At 65.2% G+C, this 23,883-nt stretch carries 18 protein-coding genes; 12 read left to right on the forward strand and 6 right to left on the reverse strand.

All coding sequences use genetic code 11. From position 1 onward, the window contains the following. Window positions 1-240 precede the first annotated feature (240 nt). On the reverse strand, window positions 241-1,023 hold the full coding sequence (locus SH602x_RS06270) for an MBL fold metallo-hydrolase (protein WP_479475968.1): 783 nt from the start codon (window positions 1,021-1,023) through the stop codon (window positions 241-243). A 321-nt stretch (window positions 1,024-1,344) separates the two neighbouring features. Between SH602x_RS06270 and SH602x_RS06275 the strand changes: the two genes are divergently transcribed. Then, entirely contained in the window at window positions 1,345-2,181 is an 837-nt protein-coding gene (locus SH602x_RS06275) for a hypothetical protein (RefSeq protein WP_479475969.1), read from the forward strand. A 27-nt stretch (window positions 2,182-2,208) separates the two neighbouring features. Here SH602x_RS06275 and SH602x_RS06280 read toward each other — a convergent pair whose 3' ends face one another. Next, entirely contained in the window at window positions 2,209-3,087 is an 879-nt protein-coding gene (locus SH602x_RS06280) for a LysR family transcriptional regulator (RefSeq protein ID WP_479475970.1), read from the reverse strand. A 221-nt stretch (window positions 3,088-3,308) separates the two neighbouring features. Between SH602x_RS06280 and SH602x_RS06285 the strand changes: the two genes are divergently transcribed. Beyond that, window positions 3,309-5,129: a catalase gene (locus SH602x_RS06285; protein WP_479475971.1), complete on the forward strand. Its 1,821-nt coding sequence runs from the start codon at window positions 3,309-3,311 to the stop codon at window positions 5,127-5,129. Window positions 5,130-5,221: 92 nt separating this feature from the next. After that, window positions 5,222-5,875, forward strand: coding sequence for an ankyrin repeat domain-containing protein (locus SH602x_RS06290; RefSeq protein WP_479475972.1), 654 nt, complete (start codon window positions 5,222-5,224; stop codon window positions 5,873-5,875). A gap of 205 nt (window positions 5,876-6,080) precedes the next feature. On the opposite strand, the gene SH602x_RS06295 is transcribed toward SH602x_RS06290, so the two are convergent. Continuing rightward, window positions 6,081-7,619, reverse strand: a complete 1,539-nt coding sequence (locus SH602x_RS06295; RefSeq protein WP_479475973.1) for a sulfatase — start codon at window positions 7,617-7,619, stop codon at window positions 6,081-6,083. Between the two features lie 133 nt (window positions 7,620-7,752). On the opposite strand from SH602x_RS06295, the gene SH602x_RS06300 reads away from it, so the two are divergent. Continuing rightward, window positions 7,753-8,691 (forward strand): DUF6528 family protein, encoded by a 939-nt coding sequence (locus tag SH602x_RS06300; RefSeq protein ID WP_479475974.1) that lies wholly within the window; start codon window positions 7,753-7,755, stop codon window positions 8,689-8,691. A 7-nt stretch (window positions 8,692-8,698) separates the two neighbouring features. On the opposite strand, the gene SH602x_RS06305 is transcribed toward SH602x_RS06300, so the two are convergent. Beyond that, window positions 8,699-10,066 (reverse strand): flavin monoamine oxidase family protein, encoded by a 1,368-nt coding sequence (locus SH602x_RS06305; protein ID WP_479475975.1) that lies wholly within the window; start codon window positions 10,064-10,066, stop codon window positions 8,699-8,701. A gap of 125 nt (window positions 10,067-10,191) precedes the next feature. Between SH602x_RS06305 and SH602x_RS06310 the strand changes: the two genes are divergently transcribed. Both SH602x_RS06310 and SH602x_RS06315 read left to right on the forward strand, forming a co-directional pair. Continuing rightward, complete coding sequence (locus SH602x_RS06310) at window positions 10,192-12,252, forward strand: S9 family peptidase (protein WP_479475976.1); 2,061 nt, start codon at window positions 10,192-10,194, stop codon at window positions 12,250-12,252. 154 nt (window positions 12,253-12,406) lie between these two features. Then, window positions 12,407-13,465, forward strand: coding sequence for a sodium:calcium antiporter (locus SH602x_RS06315; protein ID WP_479475977.1), 1,059 nt, complete (start codon window positions 12,407-12,409; stop codon window positions 13,463-13,465). A 36-nt stretch (window positions 13,466-13,501) separates the two neighbouring features. Here SH602x_RS06315 and SH602x_RS06320 read toward each other — a convergent pair whose 3' ends face one another. Then, window positions 13,502-15,103 (reverse strand): C25 family cysteine peptidase, encoded by a 1,602-nt coding sequence (locus tag SH602x_RS06320; RefSeq protein ID WP_479475978.1) that lies wholly within the window; start codon window positions 15,101-15,103, stop codon window positions 13,502-13,504. Between the two features lie 210 nt (window positions 15,104-15,313). Here SH602x_RS06320 and SH602x_RS06325 point away from each other — a divergent pair, with 210 nt between their 5' ends. Next, window positions 15,314-15,601 (forward strand): hypothetical protein, encoded by a 288-nt coding sequence (locus tag SH602x_RS06325; RefSeq protein WP_479475979.1) that lies wholly within the window; start codon window positions 15,314-15,316, stop codon window positions 15,599-15,601. A 796-nt stretch (window positions 15,602-16,397) separates the two neighbouring features. On the opposite strand, the gene SH602x_RS06330 is transcribed toward SH602x_RS06325, so the two are convergent. Further along, window positions 16,398-16,853 (reverse strand): hypothetical protein, encoded by a 456-nt coding sequence (locus tag SH602x_RS06330; protein ID WP_479475980.1) that lies wholly within the window; start codon window positions 16,851-16,853, stop codon window positions 16,398-16,400. Window positions 16,854-17,105: 252 nt separating this feature from the next. Between SH602x_RS06330 and SH602x_RS06335 the strand changes: the two genes are divergently transcribed. The 5 genes from SH602x_RS06335 (at window position 17,106) to SH602x_RS06355 (ending at window position 23,851) form a co-directional block, all read left to right on the forward strand. After that, window positions 17,106-18,569, forward strand: a complete 1,464-nt coding sequence (locus SH602x_RS06335) for a Gfo/Idh/MocA family protein (protein WP_479475981.1) — start codon at window positions 17,106-17,108, stop codon at window positions 18,567-18,569. Window positions 18,570-18,786: 217 nt separating this feature from the next. Further along, window positions 18,787-20,709 carry a redoxin domain-containing protein gene (locus SH602x_RS06340; RefSeq protein WP_479475982.1) on the forward strand — a complete coding sequence of 641 codons (1,923 nt, stop codon included), beginning with the start codon at window positions 18,787-18,789 and terminating at the stop codon, window positions 20,707-20,709. A gap of 94 nt (window positions 20,710-20,803) precedes the next feature. Further along, window positions 20,804-21,514, forward strand: a complete 711-nt coding sequence (locus SH602x_RS06345) for an RluA family pseudouridine synthase (protein WP_479475983.1) — start codon at window positions 20,804-20,806, stop codon at window positions 21,512-21,514. Between the two features lie 175 nt (window positions 21,515-21,689). Further along, entirely contained in the window at window positions 21,690-22,991 is a 1,302-nt protein-coding gene (gene eno, locus SH602x_RS06350; protein ID WP_479475984.1) for a phosphopyruvate hydratase, read from the forward strand. 104 nt (window positions 22,992-23,095) lie between these two features. Further along, on the forward strand, window positions 23,096-23,851 hold the full coding sequence (locus SH602x_RS06355) for an alpha/beta hydrolase-fold protein (protein WP_479475985.1): 756 nt from the start codon (window positions 23,096-23,098) through the stop codon (window positions 23,849-23,851). Window positions 23,852-23,883 lie beyond the last annotated feature (32 nt).

Here is a 23,883-nt window from a genome sequence, read left to right on the forward strand (position 1 = left end):
GACGAGGTGGGTCAATGACCCACCCTATTACAGCCACTCGCTTTAAATCGTGAGTCTCAAGAGGGTGCCACTGGCTTTGCCAGTGCTGGAACGAACGGCTCGGTCGGACATGTTGGACGATCGATCCAGACGCGGCACTGGCTGAGCCAGTGGCACCCGATCCCCTGCGGCGACCCACACGTTTAAGCGAGTCGCAGTACTACGAAGAGTACGAACAGCCCGTCGCACCGAACGCGTCCCTCAACCCGGCAGCGTGCCGTCGGCGATCTCGCGTTCCCACTCGTCCATCAGCGGCCACTCGACGGCGCAGGTGCCGAAGTCCGGCATCTTCTTGTAGATCTCCAGTCGATCGATGGCGGAGTCGAGAAGCGCGTCGTCCTTCTTGAAGATCGGGCCGTGGCTGGGGAGCAGCCACTCCGCGTCGCTCGCCTTGATCCGCTTCAGCGACTGAATGAAGTGCGGAATGTTGCTGCCGTGATGAGCGTCGATCGCGCCGACGCCGCCGTCGCGATAGATGTTGTCGCCCGAGAGCAACAGGTTCCGCGTCTTGAAGCAAAGCTGACTGTCGGTATGACCGGGCGTCAGCCAGACGCCCAGTTCGACGCCTCCGACGCGAATGACGTCTCCCTCTTCGAGCATCTGCTCGACTTCGACGGGCGGCATCTCCAGGTCGATCCCCTGCGCCGCGATCTCCGCGAACGTCAGCAGGCGATCCCCTTCGCGCAAGGCTCGCGCCGCCTTGGGATGCGCGGCCACGGGGCACTTCAGCAGCGCCTTGGCCTTGGCCAGGCCCTGGCTATGGTCGACGTCCGCATGCGTAGCGACCAGCATCTTGCATCGCGACAGGGGGAAATCCATCTGCCGGATCAGTTCGATGATGTCGTCGACGACGTCCTCGTACCCGATGTCGATCAGGATCCATTCATCGGCGTCGTACACCAGGTAGACGTTGCATCCGAGCAGTCGGCCCGCCTGGAAATTGAGCTCGATGACGTTGGGGAAAATCGGCTTCCGTTGAATCATGAAACATCCTGATCGCGTGCGTGTCGCACTGTCGGATAGCGTTCGCGGCGGTTTGCATCGTCGCCGAAACGGCGCTCAAACCGCTACCGTTTCGCGGGATGCGATCCTGGCGCTTGCGCGGCGAACGGATTGTAGGCGCCCCCTGCCAGAGTCACAACCGACGGTCGGCGTTAAGGTCAACCGCCGCAAGAAGTTGAGACGGAATCTCACCTGCACTTGAAAGTCGAAGGCGTCGTCGTTCGCCGTAACTTCATGGACAAGGGCTAAGATCGACTTCTCTCGCGTCGGCCGCCTCCCCGCTGCTTCGAAAGCGCCTCGCCCATGATCGTCGCCCGGAACCGTCGATTCGCCCTGCTCTGCGGGCTTTCGCTCCTGACGCCGCTCGCTTCGATCGCGTCAGCCCAGCCGTCCTCGGCGCCCGCGTCCTCGGTTCGGAAGCCGCAGGAACGGGTTCGAACGCTCGGCGGCGGATGGAAAGAGACCCGCCGCCTCTCGACCAAGTATGCGACGCAGGGGGCGGCTGCGGACAATGAGTTCGTCTACGGCATCTCGAACGGCGGCGTGGCGAAGCTCGATCGATCGACGGGGGAGCTTATCGCCCGAAGCGAAGGCGAGACCGTCCATCTCAATGCCGGATTCTTCCTCGACGGCAAGCTGATCCTCGCCCACTCCAACTACCCGAAGCGGCCGGAGTCGAGCGAGGTCATGGCGCTCGACCCCGAGACGATGAAGCTGACGGTCGTCCACGACTTCGGCGAATCGGACGGCAGCCTGGTCTGGATCCTGCGACACGACGGACGGTGGTGGGCCAACTTCGCGTTCTACGGGGACGAGAATGCGAAGTCCTATCTCGCCAGTTTCGACGACGACTGGAAAGAGTTGCGACGCTGGACCTATCCGCAGGAACTGCTCGAGCAGCTTCACGAAGCGAGTCTTTCCGGCGGCGTCTGGCGCGACGGCGAACTTCTGGCGACGGGCCACGATGACGAGAAGCTGTTTCGACTGCGCGTGCCGACGGAGGGTAAGCGACTGGAACTGCTCGGCAGCGAGGAGATCGCCTTCACCGGCCAGGGCTTCGCCGAAGATCCCGTCACCGGCGGTCTGATCGGCATCGATCGCGCGAAGCGGCAAATCATTTTCGTCGAGCGGGGCGAATGACGCTGCCGGCGCTTTTCGTAATCGCGATCACGTGCAGAGCGTCTCGCGAACGTGCCGCTTGAACCGCTCGAGCAGCTTGCTCTGAAAGCGGTAGGGGTTCCAGACGAACGCGATCGTCCTTATCGGCTTGGGCCCGGCGATCGAGCGGTAGATCCTTCGGTCGGAATCGTCGACCGCGCGGGCCATCGCCGGGATCAGCGAGATGCCGTGCCCCAGCGAGACCAGTTCCTGCACAGTCGCGAGCTGACTGGTCCGTTCGACCGCGAGCGGCTGAAACGACTTTCGGCGACAGAACGAGACGACGCTGTCGGTCAGGCAGTGCGCTTCGTCCAGCAGCACGAAAGGGTACGCCTGAAGGTCTTCGATGCCGATCCGCTTCTTCTCTGTCAGAGCGTGACCGGGCGGCAGCACGAGCAGCAGTTCCTCGTCGAACAACCTCTCGACCCGCAGGTGAGGCGTCGAGATCGGAAGCGCCAGCAGGGCGACGTCGACCTGACCCTGGCGACATCGTTCGAGCAGCCGCTCGGTGACGTCCTCCGTCACGAGCAGGGACGCTCCCGGATGCTCGATGCCGAAACTGCGAAGCACGCGGGGAAGCGCGTAGGGCGCGACCGTCGGGATGGCGCCGACGCGAATCGTCCCGGTCTCCCCGTCATCGGCGATTTCCGCCTTCGCGTCGTCGACCAGCGCCAGGATCCGCTCCGCCCGCGACGACAGCGATCTTCCTGCGTCGGTCAGTTCCACCGAGCGCGTCTGCCGTTCGAACAGGGGCTGGCCCAGCTCCTCTTCGAGGCGCGCGATCGAGCGACTGAGCGCCGACTGCGAGATGAGCAGATCCTCCGCCGCGCGGGTGAAGTTCTTCCGCTCGGCGACCTTCAGAAACTGCCGAAGCTGTTCGAATTCCATCGCCCGTGCGGTTAAAGATCGAATGCGACCGCGCCCGACCCGTCGGAAGCGGTTCGCTGACTGCGATGCGTTTCGTGCATCGATTGTATCTCATCAATGCATTGGATGTATCGCCCTCAGTCTGCGATGATGCACGAAAGCGGGAGACGCCTCGGTTCGCGTCCTCTCCCCGCAACTTCCCGGCGCGACGAGTCGCGCTCGCTTCTTCAGGAGTTCGATCCATGACGCTCGGACGTTTCGCGTTCGTCCTCGCAGTCGCCGTCGGCGCCGCGAGCGCTTTCGCACAGGAGCCGGCCCCCCGGCTCACGCAGGACGGCGGACAGCCGGTCGGCGACAACCAGAACTCCCGCACCGCGGGACCGAACGGCAGCGCGTTGCTGGACAATTTCCACCTGATCCAGAAGCTGGCCAGGTTCGATCGCGAGCGCATTCCAAGTCGCGTCGTGCATGCCCGCGGCGTCGGCGTCCACGGAGAGTTCGTCAGCTACGGCGACTTCTCCGAACATACGAAGGCGAAGCTCTTCGCCGAGGAAGGCAAGCAGACGCCGGTCTTCGTGCGATTCTCGACGGTCATTCATCCGGACGGATCGCCCGAGCAGCTTCGCGATCCCCGCGGGTTCGCGGTGAAGTTCTATACGGAGGAAGGAAACTGGGACCTGGTCGGCAACAACCTGCCGATCTTCTTCATCCGCGACGCGATGAAGTTCCCGGACATGGTCCATTCGCTGAAGCCGTCGCCGATCACGAATCAGCAGGATCCGAACCGGTTCTTCGACTTCTTCAGCCATGTGCCGGAGAGCACGCACATGCTGACGATCCTCTACTCGGATCAGGGGACGCCGGCGAGCCTGCGGAAGATGGACGGCTTCGGCGTGCATGCCTTCAAGTGGGTGAATGCCGAAGGCAAGGTCACCTACGTCAAGTTCAACTGGCGCAGCCAGCAGGGTCATGAGCGCTATACCGCAGCCGAGGCGCAAAAGGCCGCCGGGATCAACCAGTCGGGACTGACGGAGGAACTCTACAGCGCCATCGGACGGGGCGAGTTCCCGTCGTGGGAATTGGGGGTGCAGATGCTCTCGCCCGAGCAGCTTGACGACTTCGACTTCGACCCGCTCGATGCGACCAAGATCTGGACCGGCGTCGAGGAGATCAAAGTCGGCAAGATGACGCTCAATCGCGTTCCGTCGAACTTCTTCCAGTTCACCGAGCAGGTCGCCTTCGCGCCCGGCATGGTCGTTCCCGGCATCGAGCCCTCGGAAGATCGCCTGCTGCAGGGGCGGCTGTTCTCGTACGCCGACACCCAGCGCTACCGCATCGGGGCGAACTACCTGACGCTGCCGGTGAACCGTCCTCTCAGCCCGGTCGGGAGTTTCAATCAGGACGGCGCCATGAACTTCGGCGAGACGGCCAGCGACGTGAACTACCAGCCGAGCGTCGTACCCGGCGCCTACGTCGACGATGCGCAATTCAAGGAGAGCCAGGCTCCGCTGACGGGTTCCGTGCAGCAGGCCCGGATCGAGAAGACGCTGAACTTTCAGCAGGCGGGCGAGCTTTACCTCTCGTTCACCGACGAGGAGCGAACGAACCTGGTCAGCAACTTCGCGGGCGACCTGGGCAAGGTCCAGAACCGTCAGGTGAAGCTGCGCATCCTGAGCTTCCTGTTCCAGGCGAACGAGGACTTCGGCACGCGCGTCACCGAAGCGGTCGGCGAAGACCTCGCCGCGGTGAAGACGATGATCGAGACCAACCGCGACGTCGAGCCGACGAAGTGGAAGGTCGCCGAAGTCGCCGCGCCGGCGCCGCCCGAGCAGATCGTGCTGTCGAATTCTTCGGCGACGCCGATCCGCTATCGGACCCGCAGCGACGGCTCGGACTGGAGCCCGATCTACACGCTGCTGCCTGCGAAGACGCACAAGTTCGATCGCGAGTCGCTGGAGTTTCATCTCCTCGGCGACGAAGCCAACGTCACCACGCTGAAGCCGGGCGAATCGAGCGACCTCGCGACGCTGCCGCAGCAGAGCACCGCGCTGAGCGCGAAGTAGTTCGGCGGAAGCGCGAGCGTCCATGAACCGCGGGAGACGCGAGTCTCCCGCGGCTATGTGTTTCGAATGCTGAACCCGATCGAGACTCGATCATGCGAACCTGGCTCAAACGTATCGGCATCGGCTCGGCGCTATCGGTCGTCGCGTCGATGCTGCTCGCCGGAACGTCGTATGCTCTGCTGCCGACGCCGAAGTCGGAGCCGCTGGTCGATCGCCAGGGCGTGAAGCTCGACGCGGAGACGGAACGCAAGCTGGTCGAGATCGTTTTCGAAGCGGCGCGGCAGAACGACGAGCGGACGATCGACGAGTATCTAAGCGAGGGCTTCTCCCCGAACGTCCGCAGCGATCGCGGCGATACGTTGCTCACCGTCGCCGCGTATCGAGGCAGTGACCGCGTCGTGACGCGGCTGCTCTACGAGGAGTCGCTCGACCTGGAGGCCCGAAACCGCATGGGCCTCACCGCGGTGGCGGCGGCGTCGTTTCAGGGTCACGACGCCATTCTGGAAGAACTGCTGCGGTGCGGCGCCGACCCGAACGCGGGCAACGGTCTCGGGCAAACGGCGGTCATGTTCGCCGCGCTCGCGGGGCAGACGAGCGCGATCCGCATTCTCTCCGAAGCCGGCGCCGATCTCGAAGCGCGCGACGCCCACGGCAATACGCCCGACTCTCTCGCTCGCGGACAGAGCGGCGACGACGTCGCGGCCTTCGTGCTCGATCAGCGGGAGAAGGCCGACAGCGAACGATAAGAAAGCGGACCAGTACGTCCGTGTGCCACGGCTGGCTTGCCCAGCCGTGCGAGGCCTGCGGTTCGTTCACCCACTACAGAGATTCCGCTAGCAGACGGAACCGCGACGATCAGCCGTTTCGACGAGAGCCGGATCAGTTCATCGGGCCGTCTGTCCAGCAGAGTTCGACACGGCTGGACAAGCCAGCCGTGGCACACAGCAAGCTTCAGCGCTTGGGCGTCGCTCTCGCCCGAGGCGCAGCAGGTCGGGGAGGAGCAGGAGGACGCTGTTCGATCTCCACGCCGGGGATCGGAGCGTTCGGCTCGATCGGCTGGCCCTCCCAGTAAACGACCCCGTCCTTGAGTTCGACCAGCCGGGGCTTGCTGCCTGCCATCGGCGCGGCGTCGGACTCCGGCAACCAGTGCGCGAGTCGGTCGATCGCTTGGCGCGATTCGGGCCTGCCGGCCAGGTTGGTCAGTTCCTCGGGATCGGACGACAGGTCGTACAGTTCTTCCGAACCGTCGGCGTAGCGGATGTAGCGCCAGCGTTCGTCGCGGACGCCGTGGTTGCTCGGCCCGTGCGTCGTGATCGCCGGCGCCTCGCGAGGGACCTTCGCATCGCGCAGTTGCGGCGCCAGGGAGAGTCCTTCGAGCCCCTTCTGCGGCGGCAGCCCGCACAGTTCCAGCAACGTCGGATAGAGATCGAGCAGTTCCACCGCCTCGTCGCACTGAGCGCCCGCCTCGACGCCCGGGCCGGCGAACAGAAACGGCACGCGGGTCGACGGCTCCCACAGCGTGTTCTTTCCGGTGATCAGCTTCTCGCCCAGATGCCAGCCATGATCGGACCAGACGACGACGATCGTCTCCTGTTCCAGGCCTGATTCCTTCAGCGCCGCCAGCACGCGACCGACCTGCGCATCGGTGTAGGCGAGACTCGCGAGATAGGCCCGGACCAGGCTCTTCCGTTCGCCCGCTTCGTCGAGCCACTTCAGTCGCGGCTCGGGCAGATCCCAGTGCAGGTACCACGAGAACCGGGGCGTATCGTCGCGATCGTCGGCCGGGGCGTCCGGCACGATCAGGGTCTCCTCCGGAAAGAGATCGAAGTACTTTTGCGGCGCATAGCACGGAACATGCGGGCGCCGGAATCCGACGCAGAGGAAGAAGGGCGCCTCGGGCGGGTTCTCGAGCTGCTCGATCGCCCAGTCGGCGACCTGGTACTCGTGCAGACCCTCGTCCGACTCGGGGAACGGACCCCAGTCGACGAGCTTGTTTCCGCCGGGGGTCTTCACGAACGGTTCATCCGGAAAGGCCCTGTACCCGCCCGCAAATCCCCACGTCGTGAATTCGACGCCGTCCCTGCGATCGGCGGCTGGGGGATAGGCGTCGTGATAGTTCTTGCCGCAGGCGAGCGTGACGTAGCCCTGCCGCTCGAACGCCTGCGGCAGCGTGACGAAGTCGGCGTACTTCGCCTCCTGACGGAACCAGGGGTTCAGCGCATAGACGCCGGTCGTCGACGGTCGCAGACCCGTGAAGACGCTCGTCCGCGACGGATTGCAGAGCGGCGACTGGCAGTGGGCGTTCGCGAAGGACGTTCCCCGCGCGGCGATCGAATCGAGATGCGGCGTCTTCGCCTGCGGATGCCCCCCCAGATGCCCGACCCAGTCGTTCAGGTCGTCGATCGAGATCATCAGGACGTTCGGTCGCTTCGGCTTAACGGAATCTTGTTCGGCGCCGAAGGCGACGGAAGCTGCCGAAGCGAGAAGCATCGCGGCGAACGTGAAGAGGCGCATGCGACCGGCTCATCGTCGAAGGCGGAGAAGTCGAGGAGGCCCGTATTGTAAACTGCACGGATCGTCCGCCTGCGTCCCCTCTTTGCCTTCCTCGTCCGGACCGACCGTCATGCGAATCTCGGCGACCCGCGGCTGTCTCCTGGCGTTCCTCGTTTCGCTGACGGCGCTCGCGACGGGCGACGCGAGGGCGGAACGACTCGTCGTCTGCGGATGGGACGAGGTCTTCGTCATCGACGCGAACGATGCCGAGCGGTCGCCGGAATCGGGCGAGATCAAGAAGCTCTGGAGCTGGCGGGCGACGGAGAGCGAAGGTCTGCCGGAAGGGCTGCGAAAGAAGTTCGGCTCGACCGACGAGTGTAAACCGACCGACGACGGCAAGTCGCTGCTGATCGCATCGTCGGGCGGCGCATGCGCACTGGTGGAACGCGAGACGGGAAAGACGCTCTGGTACGCCAGCGTCCCCAACGCCCATTCGATCGAAGCGCTGCCCGGCGGCCGGGTCGTCGCGGCAGCCTCCACCGCCGCGGAGGGAAACCGGCTGATCCTGTTCGACCTTTCGCAGCCCGAAAAACGGCTGTGGGAAGGCGAACTTTATTCCGCGCACGGCGTCGTCTGGGACGAAGCCCGACGCAGCCTGTGGGCCCTCGGTTTCGACGAACTCCGCCGGTACGAACTGGTCGACTGGGAGTCGTCGGCGCCGTCGCTGAAGCTGGTCCAGACGTTCGACCTGCCCGACGAAGGGGGGCATGACTTGCAGGCGGTTCCCGCAAGCGACGATCTGGTTCTCTCGACGCACGCGGGCGTCCGGCGCTTCGATCGCGAGAAAGGCGAGTTCCGACCTGTCGACTCCTTCGCCCAGGCGGCTCACGTCAAGTGCGTGTCGCACCATCCGACCAGCGGGCGCGTCGCCGTCGTGCAGGCGAGCGAGGAAGCCTGGTGGTCCGACACGATTCGACTGAGGGAGCCGGAAGGAAAGATCGTGCTCCCGGGCGAAAAGATCTACAAGGTCCGCTGGCTCGTCGAAGAGACCGTCGACGCGGACGAGTGACCGCCGATCACCCGCCGGCTCGTTCGACGATGCGGCGGCAGGCCCGCTCGGCCGATTCGAGCGCCCCCTCCATGTAGCCGGTGAATCGAAACGAGGCGTGTTCGCCCGCGATCACGATTCGCCCGCTGCCGGAATCGAGCAGCTCGCCCAGTTCCACGATCTTCCCGATCTGGGCGGAGGAATAGGCGCCGTCGAAGAAGGTCTCCTTCGACCAGTCGGTTTTCGTCCAGCTCTTCTCGTGCGACTCGGGCTGATAGCCGAGGTCGGCGACGATTTTCGCCAGACTTCCGCGACGCGCGTTATCCTCCGTCGCGACCTGCGTCTCCGCCGCGGTCGACGAACTGAACAGGGTCATCGCGCGCGTCGCGTCGTCGTTCGTAGGCGCCGGATAGACGCCGCCTGACAGGACGCTGAGACTCGCGCGGCGATCGGAATTCGGACGGGGCTGCTCGCCGATGCGCAGGAACTCCTTCGTCGCCGCTCCGCAGAAGAGCGCCTGCAGGGGCTGCAACTCCTGCGGCAGGTCGATCGTCCGAAGCTGCGAGGCCGGAATCGCGAGCACGAGCCAGTCCGCCGTCACGGTCGGACCGTTCGCGAGCGTGACCTCGACGAACTCCGTCGTCTGACGCACGGCCGCGAGGGGCCGATTGACCGAGATGCGATGGTCCGGAGACGCGCCGTCCTCGACGATCTTCACCGCCAGACGGACCGCGAGCTCCGCGGCTCCGCCCTGCACGCGATACGCCTCCGTCTCTTCCCAGTAGCGTTCGAGGCCGTGCCCCTTGATGACGGTCAACTGCCCCAGCCAACTGATCGTCCGCGGATCGGCGGCCTCCGACTGTTCGAACTCCGCGAGCAGCAGACGCTTGGCGGCGTCGCTTCCCGTCAGCTTAGTCCGAACGCCGTCGTGCAGGGAAAGCTGGTCGAGTTCGACGGCGTTCGGCGTGAGCCAGGGGCGCTCGTCATCGACGCCCGCGGCGAACTCCGTGATCTGGCGCCGCAGCGGCTCCGCTTCCTCGAAGAGCCTGGCCAGCGCGTGGTCCTGAAAGACTTCGCCGTCGAGCTCGCGGAACAGCAGTTCGGACTCGCGAACGGGTTCCAGCGCGACGCCCAGGTCCTCCGCCAGCGCTGCGACGCGGGGATGGTTGCTGCCGACGAACTCGCCTCCCCGTTCGATCGCGACGCCCGGTAGAAAGTCCCGATCGCTGCGCGTCCGTCCGCCGACGGCGGCGCTCGCCTCGAAGACCTTGACGTCGAAACCCAGCCGCAGAAGTTCCCGTGCGGACGCCAGCCCCGCGAGTCCCGCTCCGACGACGATAGCGCGCTTGCCGACCCTGCTCCAGCGGGCCTCGGAGTCGTCCTTCGCTTCGCTCATGTCGCCGAATGGTCGAAAGGGAATCGAATCGCTATCGTGGAGCAGTCAGGTTCGTCGGCCTCGCGCTTCCGCGGCCGCTCGACGAAACCATGGTATCGAGGCTGACCGGACACGGAGGTAACTGCATGCGTTTCGCCCGTCTTTCGATGACGTTCGCCCCAGCGGCGTTCGCGCTTTCCGCACTGATCGCTTCCGTGGGAACTCCCTCGCAAGCCCTGTCCGCGGCCGAGCCGGTGGAGCTGATCCCGCGGGAAAAATTCTTCGGCAACCCGGAGAAGGCCCGCGCCCGGATCAGTCACGACGGCAAGCAGGTCGCGTTTCTCGCACCGCACGAAGGCGTGCTCAACGTCTGGGTCGCCGAACTGGGCGATCTGGAAAATGCGAGGCCGGTCACGAACGACCGGGGCCGAGGGATTCGCGAGTTCTTCTGGGCCTACACGAACGAGCACCTGCTCTATTCGCAGGACAAGGACGGCGACGAGAACTTCCACCTCTTCATCGTCGATCTCAAGAACGGCGGAGAGCCGCGCGACCTGACGCCCTACGAAGAGACGACCGCCGAGGTGATGGAGGTCGACGAGAAGTTCCCGACGAAGATCCTCGTCGGCCTGAACGACCGGGCGCCGCACCAGGTCCACGACGTTTACGAGATCGACCTGCTCTCGGGCGAACGAAAGCTCATCCAGGAGAACCCGGGCTTCGCGGGATTCCTGACGGACGACGACTACCGCGTGCGAATGGCGATCACCTACACGCCCGACGCGGGGCAGTTGCTGCTGCTGCCCGACGAGGAGGCCGAGAACGGCTGGAAGCCCTACATCGAGATCGGTCCCGAAGACGCGATGACGACCGGTCCGGCCGGCTTCGACAAGAGCGGGAACGTCCTCTACATGCTCGACAGTCGCGGGCGGAACACGGCCGCGCTCAAGACCGTGAACCTGGAAACAGGCGAGGAAAAGCTGATCGCGGAGGACGATCGGGCGGACATCTCGGACGTCGTGCTGCACCCGATCGAGAAGACCGTTCAGGCCGTCTCGTTCACCTACGATCGTCAGACCTGGAAGTTTCTCGACGAAGGTTTCAAGAAGGATATCGACTTCCTGTCGAACGTCGCCCGGGGCGAGATCCAGGTCACCAGCCGTTCGCTGGACGACAACATCTGGACCGTCGCGTTTCTGACCGACGACGGGCCGGTGAAGTTCTACGTCTACGATCGCGCGGCCCAGAAGGCGGACTTCCTCTTCACCAGCCAGCCCGAACTGGAAAAGCTGCCGCTGGTGCAGATGCATCCGCGGGTGATCCCGGCGCGGGACGGGATGAACCTGGTCGCCTACCTGTCGTTGCCGAAGCATACGGACGAGGACGGCGACGGCGTGCCGAACGAGCCGCTGCCGATGGTGCTGCTCGTGCATGGCGGACCCTGGGCCCGCGATAGCTGGGGCTTCGACCCGGAACATCAGTTGCTCGCCAACCGCGGCTACGCCGTGTTGAGCGTGAACTACCGCGGGTCGACCGGCTTCGGCAAGGAATTCCTGAACGCCGCCGACAAGGAATGGGCGGGCGACATGCACAACGATCTGCTCGACGCCGTCGAGTGGGCCGTGAAGGAGAAGATCGCCGTCAAGGACAAGATCGCCATCATGGGCGGCAGCTACGGCGGCTACGCCACGCTCGTGGGCCTGACGTTCACGCCGACGACCTTCGCCTGCGGCGTCGATATCGTCGGTCCGTCGAGCCTGGTGACGCTGCTGGAGAATCCGCCTCCCTACTGGGCGCCCTTCATGCCGGTCATGAAGCGTCGCGTCGGCGACTGGACGACCGACGAAGGTCGCGAATTCCTGCTCTCGCGTTCGCCGTTGCAGATCGTCGAGAAGATCGAGCGTCCGCTCCTGATCGGCCAGGGCGCTCAGGACCCCCGCGTGAAGCAGGCCGAGGCGGATCAGATCGTCGAAGCGATGGCCGAGAAGAAGATCCCGGTAATCTACGTCCTGTTCCCGAAGGAAGGCCACGGCTTCGCCAAGCCCGAGAACCGCTTCGCCTTCTACGCCATCGCCGAAGCGTTCCTGGCCGAGAACCTCGGCGGACGCTTTCAGGCGATCGACGACGCCTTCGCCGGCGCCGAGTTCGAGATCCCGCAAGGCGAGGATGACGTGCCGGGATTGAAAGAAACGCTGGAAGCGAAGTAGCGTCGCTGCGTCGACTCCTTTCTGAGCGGGGGACGTCAGTCCCCCGAGGCATGAGCTGTTCGTAGCGATCGATTCAGAGGGTCGACGTCCTCCGGTCAAGAACGAGCGCACCGCCTCCGTTCCTCCGGCTTTTGCCGACGGCCCCTTCGAGCCGATGGTCGATTTCTCCGAGTTTTCGCTCTTCGTCAACCTAGCGATCTTCGCAGGCGGCGCGCTGGTCGTCTGGATCGCAGGCACGAAGCTGAGCGGCTACGTCGATACGTTCGCCGATCGAACGAAGCTGGGGCATGCCTTCGCGGGCGCCCTGTTCCTCGGGGGCGCGACGAGTCTGCCGGAACTGGCCACGACGCTTACGGCCTCTTTCTCCGGCGCGACGAGACTGGCGGGGACGAACCTGCTCGGCGGGATCGCGATGCAGGTCGCCGTACTGGCGGCGGTCGACGCGTTCTTTCTGCGCGGCCGGGCGCTGACCGCGTTCTCTCCCCACGCGTCGATTTTAATGACGGGGGTGATGTCGATCGCCCTCCTCGCGCTGGCGTCGGCCGCGATCGTCAGCGGCGAGTTGTTCAGTTTCGCCGGGATCGGCGTCTGGCCGATCCTGCTCTTCGTCGCTTACGCCGCCTCGCTGTGGATCGTGTATCGCTACGAGAGCCGTTCGCGGTGGGAACCGAAGGGCGAGGTTGCCCGTCCCCCGGAGTCCGCGCGCGATCTAAAGCAAGTCCGCGACGAGCGATATGAAAGCGTCTCGACCGCCCGCATCGCCGGCTACTTCGCTCTCGCATCGTTCGCCGTTCTCTGCGGCGGATTCCTGGTCGCGAAGACAGGCGAGGCGATCGCCGCCCAGTCAGGTCTCGGCCAGAATTTCGTCGGGGCGACGCTGGTAGCGATCGCCACCAGCCTGCCCGAAGTCAGCACGACGATTTCCGCCGTTCGCTACGGTTCCTATTCGATGGCTGCCGCGAACATCCTAGGGACGAACAGCATCTCGATCGCACTGTTTCTTCCCGCGGAACTCGCCTCCCGTAGCGGCCCCGTGTTCGACGCTCTCGATCCGTCGGCCTCGTTCCTGGCCTCGGTCGGCATCGTCGTCACCAGTCTCTATCTCTGGGGCATTCTCGAACGACGCGACCAGACCGTCCTGGGGATGGGATACGACTCGGTCGCCGTGCTGGTCGTCTACTTCGCCGGCATCGCGGTTCTTTACACGCTTTGACGCGGGGAACGGGCGCGGAGCCTCTCGGGTCGCAGTTCATTCGCTCTGCGGGGCCGCGATCCGGATCGGCGCCGCGGTGCAGATGATCTTGCCGTCGCGGCTGACGATGCAGCGCAGGTAGCAGTCGCCGACGGCGTCTGCGGGAAGGGCTAGTGCGAGCTTGTTCGTCGCCCGGTCGAGCGACAGGTTCCACGTCTCCCACGACTTGTCGTTCGCCAGTTCGTGGTTCCGCGTCCAGTCGCTCCAGTCGGAGGCGTAGACGTCGCCGCCGCGATAAGGGACGTCATGCCGGCGTCCGTCCCGCTTGGCGACCAGTTCCAGCCGGCAGACGTCGGCGGGGAGCAGGTCCGCCGCGATCTCGATCGTCGCCCCGGGAGCCGCTTCCGCCGGCGCGGCCAGCTTCAGCGATTCCTGTCGGGGAAGTCGCAGCAGCGGATCGCCGAGCAGATGGAACAGGGCCTGGTGCTCGTCGAGTTCGGCCTGAAGCTCGTCCCGGTGAGGACTCATCGCCCGCGCGAGCGTGTCCATCAGCTTCCGCGTCTCGTCGGGGTTCTCGACCGGCGCGGACATCTGACGCTTGGCCGCCAGCAACAGTTCCCCCAGCGTCTGATCGCCTCCCGAGAAGCGCTCGTGCATCATGCCGCGGGCGAGCACGCTCATGGCGTACGGCATCGCGACGCGGGAGGAGGCGATCACCGCGACCGGACCTTCCTCGTCGCGCAGCATCGACTCGGCGAGGCAGTCCTCCTCATGGTCGAACGCCCCGGCGAAGCAGGCCAGCAGCACCGCGATCGAGCGCCCCGGCGCCTGGCCGCGAAAGTCGCAGGTCGTCTCGTCGAGAATCGGAAAGTGATCCCCCTCGACGTGCAGACGGTCGAGCGTCCGGCGATGGCCATGCCCCACGTAGACCCAGAACAGGGGACCGCTTTCGATTCGCGAAACGACCCGCTCGCCGAACGCCCTCGGATCGGGGCAGAAGGGGCTGCGCCAGTTGGCGTACGTCACGCGGACGTCGTACTCCGCAGGGATCTCTTCCACGAGGAGCTTCTTGGTCACGTCCTCCAGCAGCTTGTCGACCAGCCAGCCGAACCCCCCCACGCCGCAGACGACGTCGATCTCCCGCTGCCAGGCGGTCTCTTCGAACGAACCCTGATCGAGCCGGCTCTCGTAGGCGAGCGAGCGCCGGACGTACGTCGCGACTTCTTCTGGCGAATCGACCGGCCAGCGACCGAGCGCGAGGTCCGGGACGCCGTCGTCGTCGACGTCGGCATAAGGAAGATCGGTCCCGATTTCCGGCGTCGAACCGAAGCGGACGTTGATCCTGGCGGGAATCGTGAACGAGGGAACGCCGGCGCGGTTGCGCGAGGTCGCTTTCTCGTCGGGTACGTCGCCGACGATCAGGAGCGTCTTCAGACCGCCCGCGGCGTGACGCGCGCGGATCTCCGCCTGAAGGTCGGTCGCCGAGGAGGGATTCGCGGCGAAGGCGAGCACATGCCCCTGGGTGGCGCGATATTCGAGCCAGGGGCGCAGCGCCGCGCGGTAGGCCGGCGGAGAGACGACCAGAACGTCCGCGTTCGCCGCGACGGGCGGGACAGGTTGCCAGGCGAGAGCGGTCGTCAGAATGAGCCAAGCCGCCATTGCGTATCCGCCGGAGAGTTTGGCGCTCGCCCAAGGGGGCGAACGCTATTGGACCGGGAGTCCCCTATCCGTCATCTTAAAGCGATCGCACGCTGCGGCCCAAGAGAAGTCCCGCTGCCGGCACGACATGAGCCGGGAGCTCGGATGCGATCGGCGCCGCCGGAAGAGCGCGCTGGACGAGGCCGTCCTGGTCTAAGGAGCGCCAGTTCGATGTCGGAGAACGATTCGCGATCGTGGAAGCCAGTTGTCGCGACACTTGCGGCGATCTTCCTGCTGGCCGGAGCCTACATTTCGGCCTGGGTCTACACGATTCGTTATGCGGGATTGACGGCGTCGCGCACGTCGCCAGCTCCGTTCGTCGTGGTCGAGCGGCAGAACGGAACGCTCCAAGGACTCGAGGGGAACAAACTCGTCCTGTTGCCGTTCCATCGGTTCGTCGTCTTCCTGTGGTGCGGAGGCGCCGAGGTCGAGGTCACGTCGCACATGGATTATCGGTGAGTCGGCGGCCGCGAAGGGCCGAAGAAAAGTGTCGCTTTTCAGGACCCTCCGCGCGTAACCTTCTTTCAGCCGGGGCGGGTTGCAACTTCGTCCTGGTCGCAGGCGCTCTGGCCTCAGAAGGCACAAGCGCTTGTCCGTTCGCGGGAACCGGCGCCGAACCCTCGGCGACCGCCCCGCGAACTGCGGAAAGTCGGATGACGGAGCGACGAGGCAGGCACATGCGCTGCCCGGACGACTCCGCTTGAGAATCGTTCGGCGACAGGACTCGCCGGTCACGTTGGGAGATCTGCCCCGATCGACGGGCCGGAACCGAGAACGCGGACGGGATGATGCCGCCGCGATCTGGGTTCTTCCGCCGACCGTACGCGAGACGCAAACCGGTCCCTGCGTCTCCAAGAAGCCGACGCCCGCACGACGCGGTCTCCGCCGGCCCGGTAAACCTCCCCGACGATTCCGAAGTCAGGCTCCAGCCGGCAGCGCGAGCCTGTTTCCCGACGAATCCGTGACGGACGAGCGAGAGCGCAGGCAAGACGACGTCGTCTTTTTTCGAACAACGACATCATCGCTTCACGACACGGCGACTCGAACTCGGCGAGAGAATTCCAGTCGAACGGAGCGACGCCAACTCTCCCTTTGTTCCGAAATCTGTCGATCGTCGATGCGAAGCGAACACGGAGGGCTGACACCCTCCGCTCGCCTGGGACTTCGGCGACTCCGCCTACGAAAAAAGCCCGACCTGACAGGCCGGGCTCGTGGACTCTCGCGTTCCGCCGCGTCGGATCGACGCGGATGCGAACTACTTCGCTTCGGCTTCGCCGACCTTGAAGGCCTTGGCGAAGGCTTCGTCGCTGAAGGTCTTGGCGAGCAGGTCTTCGGCCGAGGCGGCCTTCGCCTTCGCTTCGCAGTTGCCGCAGCAGAAGACGACCGAGACGCCGGCGACGTCAGCCTTCTTCTCCGCGTTCAGCTTGCCGCCGGTAAAGGGGCAGGCGACCTGCGTGGCCTGGTCGGTCAGCGCGAGCTGATGGTTGGCCTTGACCGCGAACTTCGCCGGATCGGCGCTGAACGCCTTGGGGCAGTTCGGGCAGCAGAACTGCGTCTTGCCGCCCTTGTAGTCGACCGTGTGCTCGGCCTTCGCCGGCTGACCCGAAACGGGGCACGCGACCTTGGGAGCCTTGGCTTCGTCGGCGGCGAACGCCATCACGGCGACGAAGGCGAAAGCGGCGACGGCGAGATTAGCGACGAGTTTCTTCATGGGGGGATCCTGAGAGAGCGGGGGCGATCATGGATGCGATTGTTTCGTCGCCATTGGAACGGTGGGGAGAGCCGATTGCAACGATTCAGCGCTTTTTTCCGGGGAGTCTGTCTATCGACCCTGGAGAGCCAGCTCTCCAGTCAAGGGGAAAGAGGTCGCCGGAAAATCCCGTTTGCGAGTCGCCGACGCCCGCTCCGCGGGTGTAGGATGATACTTCTTATGCAACCCTTCCCGCCCTCAGGAGCCTCCCCGATGAGACGCGACCGCCGTCGATTCCTGGAAGACTCGATGTTCGCCGCGGCAGCCGCCGCTGCCGTCGCATCGACGCCCCGACTGATCCGCGCCGACGAACCGACCGGCGACAAAGGTCCGAATTCCCGACTGCACGTCGCCGTGATCGGCGTCAACGGCCGCGGCATGAGCCATGTCGGCGGCTTCCTCGAACGCGAAGATACGGTCGTCACGCACGTCTGCGACGCGGACACGAACGTCGGCGAAAAGCGTGCGGAGGAAATCTCCAAGCGGCAGGGTTCGCGCGTCGAGTACGTGCAGGACATGCGGCAGCTCTTCGACGACGACACGATCGACTGCGTCTCGGTCGCGACGCCGAACCACTGGCATTCGCTCTCCGCGATCTGGGCCATGCAGGCCGGAAAGCACGTCTACGTCGAAAAGCCGGTCAGCCATAACGTTTCCGAAGGACGACGCTGCGTCCAGGTCGCGCGGAAGTACGGCAAGATCTGCCAGGCCGGAACGCAGTCCCGCTCGAACCCGGGGCTTCGCGAAGCGATGACCTGGCTCCACGACGGCGGGATCGGCGAACTGACGCTCGCCCGCGGACTCTGCTACAAGCCCCGCGGCTCGATCGGGCCGCGCGGCGAGTACCAGCCGCCGGAATCGGTCGACTATTCGCTCTACCTGGGCCCCGCCCAGATGGAGCCGCTGACCCGGCCGAAGTTCCACTACGACTGGCACTGGCAGTGGACTTGCGGCAACGGCGACCTGGGCAACCAGGGCATCCATCAGGTCGACATCGCCCGCTGGGGTCTCGGCGCGAACGCCCTTTCCGAGAGCGTGTTCTCCTACGGCGGACGCTTCGGCTACGAAGACGCCGGCGAGACCGCGAACACGCAGGTCTGCATCTACGGCTACGGTCCGAAGAGCCTGGTGTTCGAAGTCCGCGGTCTGAAGACCGACGCCTACAAGGGCGCGAAGGTCGGCGTCATCTTCGAAGGCGAGAACGGCTACATGGTCGTCCCGAGCTACTCGAACGCGACCGCCTTCGACAAGGACGGCAAGGAGATCAAGTCCTTCAGCGGCGGCAGCGACCAGAACCACTACGACAACTTCGTCAAGGCGGTCCGGTCGGGCAAGCACGAGGACCTGAACGGCGACATCCTGGAGGGTCACCTCTCCAGCGCGCTGTGCCACACGGGCAACATCTCCTATCGCCTGGGCGAAGAGATGTCCGGCGAGGCGGCGCTGGAGGCGATCAAGGCAGTGAAGTCGACCGACGACAACGCCGCGACGATGGAACGCTTCGCCCAGCACCTGAAGGACAACAACGTCGATCTGACCAAGACCAAGATCGGCGTCGGCCCGATCCTGGCCATGGATCCGGAGACGGAGACCTTCAAGAACAACGCCGACGCGAACGAGATGCTCACCCGCGATTACCGCGCGCCGTACGTCGTTCCCAAGGAAAGCGAAATCTGACGAACGGGGCTCGCCGTCCGGGCGGGCCGCGCGAATCAGAATTCCAAGCGGGCGCCCGAGTCATTCGGTCGCCCGTTTTTCGTATTCGAGTTCCGGGCCTCGCGCGGGAGAATGGCGGATTGTCCGAGCAAGGGCCAGCAGTTGTCCGACAGCGAAACCTTTCGCTCGTCGGCAGAGTAAGACGGATCGTCAGTACGGACTTCCGAAGGATCGCTTCATGCAACGCCTTTCCCGCTTCTTCGTTCTAGCGATCCTCCTGGTCACGCTGTCCGGCGTTTTCGACGATCGGGCGGTTGAAGCCGACGAAGTCGGCGTCGCAGCGGCCTCCGATCCCGTCGCGGAAGTGAAGCCTGCCATCGATTTCGCCCTCGTCGATCTGGCCGGAAACGGACGCGATCTTCGGCAGAACGATGGCGCCCGCGTTCGGGCGTTCGTGTTCCTGTCGACGGAATGCCCGATCGCGAACTCCTACGTCCCGACGCTGAATCGTCTGCACGAGGCGCTCGACGCGGAGCGGGTCGAACTGCTCGGCGTCGTTTCCGATCGCTCGATTACGCGAGCCGAAGCGGAACGCCACTTCGACGAATACCAGGCGAAGTTCCCGATCCTGTTCGACTCTTCAGGTCAGCTGCAGGAAGCCCTGGGCCCGACGCACGTGCCGGAGGCGTTCGTCCTCGACGCGGACGGAGCGCTCGTCTATCGCGGCGCGATCGACGACGTCTGGGGCGAGATCGGGCGCCGGAAGCCGCAGGCGACGAAGACTTGGCTGGCCAGCGCGATCGCCGCGGCGGTCGAGGGCAAGCCGGTCGACGAAGCACGCACGACTCCCGTCGGATGCCTCGTCGAAAAATGGTCGCCCGCGGATGGCGAAGCGGAGGTCACCTACTGTCGCGACGTGGCGCCGATCCTGCGAGCGCGGTGCGTCGACTGCCATCGCGCAGGTCAGGTCGCTCCCTTCCCTCTGGAGTCGTACGAGGACGCGGCCAAGCGGGCGGGCCAGATCGTCGAGGTCACCCACGACCGGATCATGCCGCCGTGGATTCCGTCGGCCAGTCACGGCAAGTTCGTCGGCGATCGCCGACTGACCGAGGCCGAGCTTTCCATCCTGAAGCGCTGGGCCGACGGCGGACGGGCCCTCGGCGACGAAGCCGATCTGCCCCCCGCGCCCAAGTTCGCGGTCGGCTGGCGGATGGGCGAGCCGGACCTGGTGCTCGAAATGCCGTCGGACTTCGAGATTCCCGCGGACGGGCCGGACATCCTGCAGAACTTCGTGCTGCCGATCGAAGGACTGACGGAGGACAAACTCGTCGCGGCGATCGAATTCGTCCCGGGCAATCCCCGCGTGGTCCATCACTGTCTGCTGTTTCTCGACGACAGCCAGCGGGCGCGTAAACTCGACGCGGCGACGCCCGAACTGGGATACGGACGCTTCGGAGGACCCGGGTTCGCACCGTCCGGCGGTCTCGGCGGCTGGTCGCCCGGCAACACGCCCCGACCGCTGCCGAACGGCATGGGTCGCCATGTGAGGAAGACGTCCGACGTCGTGATGCAGATTCACTATCACCCGACCGGCAAGCCCGAGACCGATCGCTCCCGCGTCGGGATCTACTTCGTCGACGAGCCCGTGTCGGAGGCGCTCAAAAAACCCAACCGTTTGGTGGCGACGATCTGGGCGTCGGACTACGGCCTGGACATTCCCGCGGGCGAAAGCGACTACCGCCGGACGACCTCGTACGTCCTGCCGCGCGACGTCACGATGGTCGGCGTGGTGCCGCACATGCACCTGCTCGGCAAGTCGATGAAAGCGAAGGCCATTCTTCCCTCGGGCGAAGAATTCACGATCATCGACGTCGAAAACTGGGTCTACAACTGGCAGGACGAGTACTACTTCGAGCGGCCCTTCAAGCTGCCGAAGGGGACGCGACTGGAGGCGACGGCTTCGTTCGACAACTCCGAGGGGAACCCGTCGAACCCGACCTTGCCGCCGAAGGACGTGAAGTGGGGGGACGAGACCGACGCGGAGATGATGTTCTGTTTCTTCCTGATCACGACCGAGGAACCGGCGACGCTGATCCAGACGATCGTCGATAACCTGCTGCACGATCGGGACGGACGGAAAGCCGCGGGCATCATCCGGTAGGGAGGCGGCCGGTCGACAGCGTCGTGCGACGGGACTACCCTCGTCGCCTGTCTGAGTCACCGCCTGCCGCCGCCCTCTCGATCGCCTCCGTCCGATGCAGCCTGAAGGTTTCTCGATCCTGCTGGAGGACGGGCCGGTCCTGGTCGTCGACAAGCCGGGCGGTCTGCTGACGCAGGCGCCTCCCGGCATCGATAGCCTGGAGACGCGGGTCAAGAAGTTCCTGAAGACCCGCGACGAGAAGCCGGGAAAGGTTTACCTCGCGGTCACGCACCGGCTCGATCGACCCGTCTCGGGAGCGATCATTCTGGCCAAGCACGTGCGAGCGGCGCAGCGGATCGGGAAGCAGTTCGAGGATCGCCGGATCGAGAAGGTCTACTGGGCCGTCGTCGAGGGCGAGATCGCCGAGGAATCCGGAACCTGGTCCGACTATCTCCGGAAGATCCCCGATCAGCCGCGGAGTGAGGTCGTCCCCCACGATCATCCGGAGGGGAAGATCGCGATTTTGAACTATCGCGTGCTCGGTCGCGCGCCCGGTCGAACCTGGCTGGAGATCGAACTCGTCACCGGACGCACGCACCAGATCCGCGTGCAGGCCTCCACTCGCGGCACGCCCATCCTCGGCGACTTCTTCTACGGCGCGGCCACCGCCTTCGGACCCGCGTCCGACGACGAGCGCGAGCGGCTCATCGCCCTTCATGCTCGCCGCACCGCGTTCGAACATCCGATGACGAAGGAGCCCATTCGCCTCGAAGCGCCGCTGCCCGAGGCGTGGCAGGAACTGCCTTTTCCAGGCATGCAGCCATAGCTTCGCGCCTTCCGGTCAGGCGAATTCGCAGGAGAGTTCGTGGCGGACGACTCCGCTCGCCCGCTAGCCAATCGGGCCTGATTCTCCCAAAATGGCCGCTTTCCGTCCCTTCGTTCGTCGAGGGGTCGGACGCCGTCTTCGCGAAAACCGTCGCACTCGTCCTCGGGAGCCCCTCATGCGTTCGATCGTCAACATCCACGGCCGCCAGATTCTCGACAGTCGCGGCAACCCGACGGTCGAGGTCGACGTCACCCTGGAAGACGGTTCGTTCGGCCGCGCGGCCGTTCCGAGCGGCGCCAGCACGGGTAAGCACGAGGCCTGGGAGCTGCGCGACAAGGACGACAAGACCTACAAGGGCAAGGGCGTTCTCAAGGCGATCGAAAACATCAATGGTCCGCTCGCGGAAAACCTGATCGGCTGGGACGCCCTCGATCAGGCCGGGCTCGACCTGCGGATGTGCGAACTCGACGGCACGCCGAACAAGAAGAACCTCGGCGCGAACGCGATCCTGGGCGTGTCGCTCGCGACGGCGAAGGCTGCCGCGGAGTTCACCGGCCAGCCGCTGTATCGTTACTTGGGCGGCGTCGGCGCGACGCTGCTTCCCGCCCCGATGATGAACATCGTCAACGGCGGCCAGCACGCGGATAACTCCGTCGACGTGCAGGAGTTCATGGTCATGCCGCTCGGCTTCGAGCGGTTCAGCGACGCGCTTCGCGCGGGCGTGGAGATCTTCCACGAACTGAAGGGCGTGCTGAAGAGCAAGGGCCTGAACACGTCGGTCGGCGACGAAGGCGGCTTCGCGCCCGATCTCGGCAGCAACGGCGAGGCGCTGGAGCTGATCGCGCAGGCGGTCTCCAAGGCGGGCTACAAGTTCGGCGAGCAGATCTTCATCGCCCTCGACGTCGCGGCGACCGAGTTCTACGACGAACACAAGGGCGTCTACACCATCGACGGCAAGAAGGACAAAGCCCGGGGCAAGCAGCTCAAGCGCGAAGAGATGGTCGACCTGCTCGTCGACTGGTCGAACAAGTACCCGATCTGCTCGATCGAAGACGGCTGCTCCGAAGACGACTGGGCCGGCTGGAAGCTGCTGACCGAGAAGCTGGGCGACAAGGTGCAACTGGTCGGCGACGACCTGTTCGTCACCAACACGACCCGCCTGCAGGAAGGGATCGACAAGGGGATCGCCAACAGCATCCTGATCAAGGTCAACCAGATCGGCACGCTGACCGAGACCGTTCAGGCGATTCAGCTCGCGAGCCGGAACAAGTACTCCAGCATCTCGAGCCATCGCTCGGGCGAGACCGAGGACAGCACGATCGCCGACCTCGCCGTCGCGATGTGCACCGGTCAGATCAAGACCGGCTCCGCCTCGCGCAGCGACCGGATGGCGAAGTACAACCGCCTGCTCCAGATCGAAGAAGAACTGGGCGCAGCCGCCCGCTACGGCGGCCCCTTCTTCCCGATGAAGAAGTAGTCACGCGACCTTGTCGCTGTCTTTCTGAGCGGGGGACGTAAGTCCCCCGAGTCTTCCGCGTCAAGCGATCGAGCTGCGAACGATTGCACAAGGAGCGACCAGCGATGTCGGACGCTCCCGCCGGAACGTGGACCGTCGAAACCGTCGGCGGCCATCCCTGCGACGTCTTCGAGCCGGCGAAGCGTCGCGAGAGCGGCGAGGTTCTGCTCTACCTGCACGGCGTCCACCTGCAGCGCCTGGTCGACAAGCCGAACTACTGCTCGCAGTTCGCGCGATACGGCCTGCCGGTCGTCGCGCCGGTGACACAGCGGAGTTGGTGGACCGATTGCATTTGCCCGGAGTTCGATCCGCAGGTCACGGCCGAGCGGCACTTGCTCGACCGCGTGCTCCCCTGGATCGAGGAACGATTCGGCGCGAAGCCTCCCCGGATGGGGCTCTTCGGCACGTCGATGGGGGGGCAGGGAGCGTTGCGGATCGCGTACAAGCATCCGCGGACGTTCCCGGTCGTGGCCGCCGTCTCGCCCGCGCTCGACTTCCAGAACTGGTGGAAGAAGGGGGACGCCGTTTTGCGGTCGATGTACCGCGACGCGGAAGCGGCGAGGCAGGAGACGGCCCTGCTGTTCATCCACCCGCTCGACTATCCGCGGTACCAGTTCTTCTGCTGCTGTCCGCAGGACGAGGAATGGTTCGAGGGCGCCGATCGCCTGCGGATGAAGCTCGCCTCGCTCGGCGTGCAGTTCCAAGCCGATCTCGAGTCGCCCGGCGCCGGCCACGGCTTCGCGTACTACGAGACGATGGCGGAGAAGACGATCAGGTTTCTGGTCGAGTCGCTGGAAGAGAACGCGCGGCGACTTGTCTGAAAGTCGAAATCGCCGTGCTGAGGCGGGTTGTC

This window comes from Lignipirellula cremea, assembly GCF_056501455.1.

What these genes read in the sequence shown, in the direction of transcription:
- SH602x_RS06270 (WP_479475968.1), bottom strand. Translation starts at nt 1,023, where the DNA reads ATGATTCAACGGAAGCCGATTTTCCCCAACGTCATCGAGCTCAATTTC.
- SH602x_RS06275 (WP_479475969.1), top strand. Translation starts at nt 1,345, where the DNA reads ATGATCGTCGCCCGGAACCGTCGATTCGCCCTGCTCTGCGGGCTTTCG.
- SH602x_RS06280 (WP_479475970.1), bottom strand. Translation starts at nt 3,087, where the DNA reads ATGGAATTCGAACAGCTTCGGCAGTTTCTGAAGGTCGCCGAGCGGAAG.
- SH602x_RS06285 (WP_479475971.1), top strand. Translation starts at nt 3,309, where the DNA reads ATGACGCTCGGACGTTTCGCGTTCGTCCTCGCAGTCGCCGTCGGCGCC.
- SH602x_RS06290 (WP_479475972.1), top strand. Translation starts at nt 5,222, where the DNA reads ATGCGAACCTGGCTCAAACGTATCGGCATCGGCTCGGCGCTATCGGTC.
- SH602x_RS06295 (WP_479475973.1), bottom strand. Translation starts at nt 7,619, where the DNA reads ATGCTTCTCGCTTCGGCAGCTTCCGTCGCCTTCGGCGCCGAACAAGAT.
- SH602x_RS06300 (WP_479475974.1), top strand. Translation starts at nt 7,753, where the DNA reads ATGCGAATCTCGGCGACCCGCGGCTGTCTCCTGGCGTTCCTCGTTTCG.
- SH602x_RS06305 (WP_479475975.1), bottom strand. Translation starts at nt 10,066, where the DNA reads ATGAGCGAAGCGAAGGACGACTCCGAGGCCCGCTGGAGCAGGGTCGGC.
- SH602x_RS06310 (WP_479475976.1), top strand. Translation starts at nt 10,192, where the DNA reads ATGCGTTTCGCCCGTCTTTCGATGACGTTCGCCCCAGCGGCGTTCGCG.
- SH602x_RS06315 (WP_479475977.1), top strand. Translation starts at nt 12,407, where the DNA reads ATGGTCGATTTCTCCGAGTTTTCGCTCTTCGTCAACCTAGCGATCTTC.
- SH602x_RS06320 (WP_479475978.1), bottom strand. Translation starts at nt 15,103, where the DNA reads ATGGCGGCTTGGCTCATTCTGACGACCGCTCTCGCCTGGCAACCTGTC.
- SH602x_RS06325 (WP_479475979.1), top strand. Translation starts at nt 15,314, where the DNA reads ATGTCGGAGAACGATTCGCGATCGTGGAAGCCAGTTGTCGCGACACTT.
- SH602x_RS06330 (WP_479475980.1), bottom strand. Translation starts at nt 16,853, where the DNA reads ATGAAGAAACTCGTCGCTAATCTCGCCGTCGCCGCTTTCGCCTTCGTC.
- SH602x_RS06335 (WP_479475981.1), top strand. Translation starts at nt 17,106, where the DNA reads ATGAGACGCGACCGCCGTCGATTCCTGGAAGACTCGATGTTCGCCGCG.
- SH602x_RS06340 (WP_479475982.1), top strand. Translation starts at nt 18,787, where the DNA reads ATGCAACGCCTTTCCCGCTTCTTCGTTCTAGCGATCCTCCTGGTCACG.
- SH602x_RS06345 (WP_479475983.1), top strand. Translation starts at nt 20,804, where the DNA reads ATGCAGCCTGAAGGTTTCTCGATCCTGCTGGAGGACGGGCCGGTCCTG.
- eno (WP_479475984.1), top strand. Translation starts at nt 21,690, where the DNA reads ATGCGTTCGATCGTCAACATCCACGGCCGCCAGATTCTCGACAGTCGC.
- SH602x_RS06355 (WP_479475985.1), top strand. Translation starts at nt 23,096, where the DNA reads ATGTCGGACGCTCCCGCCGGAACGTGGACCGTCGAAACCGTCGGCGGC.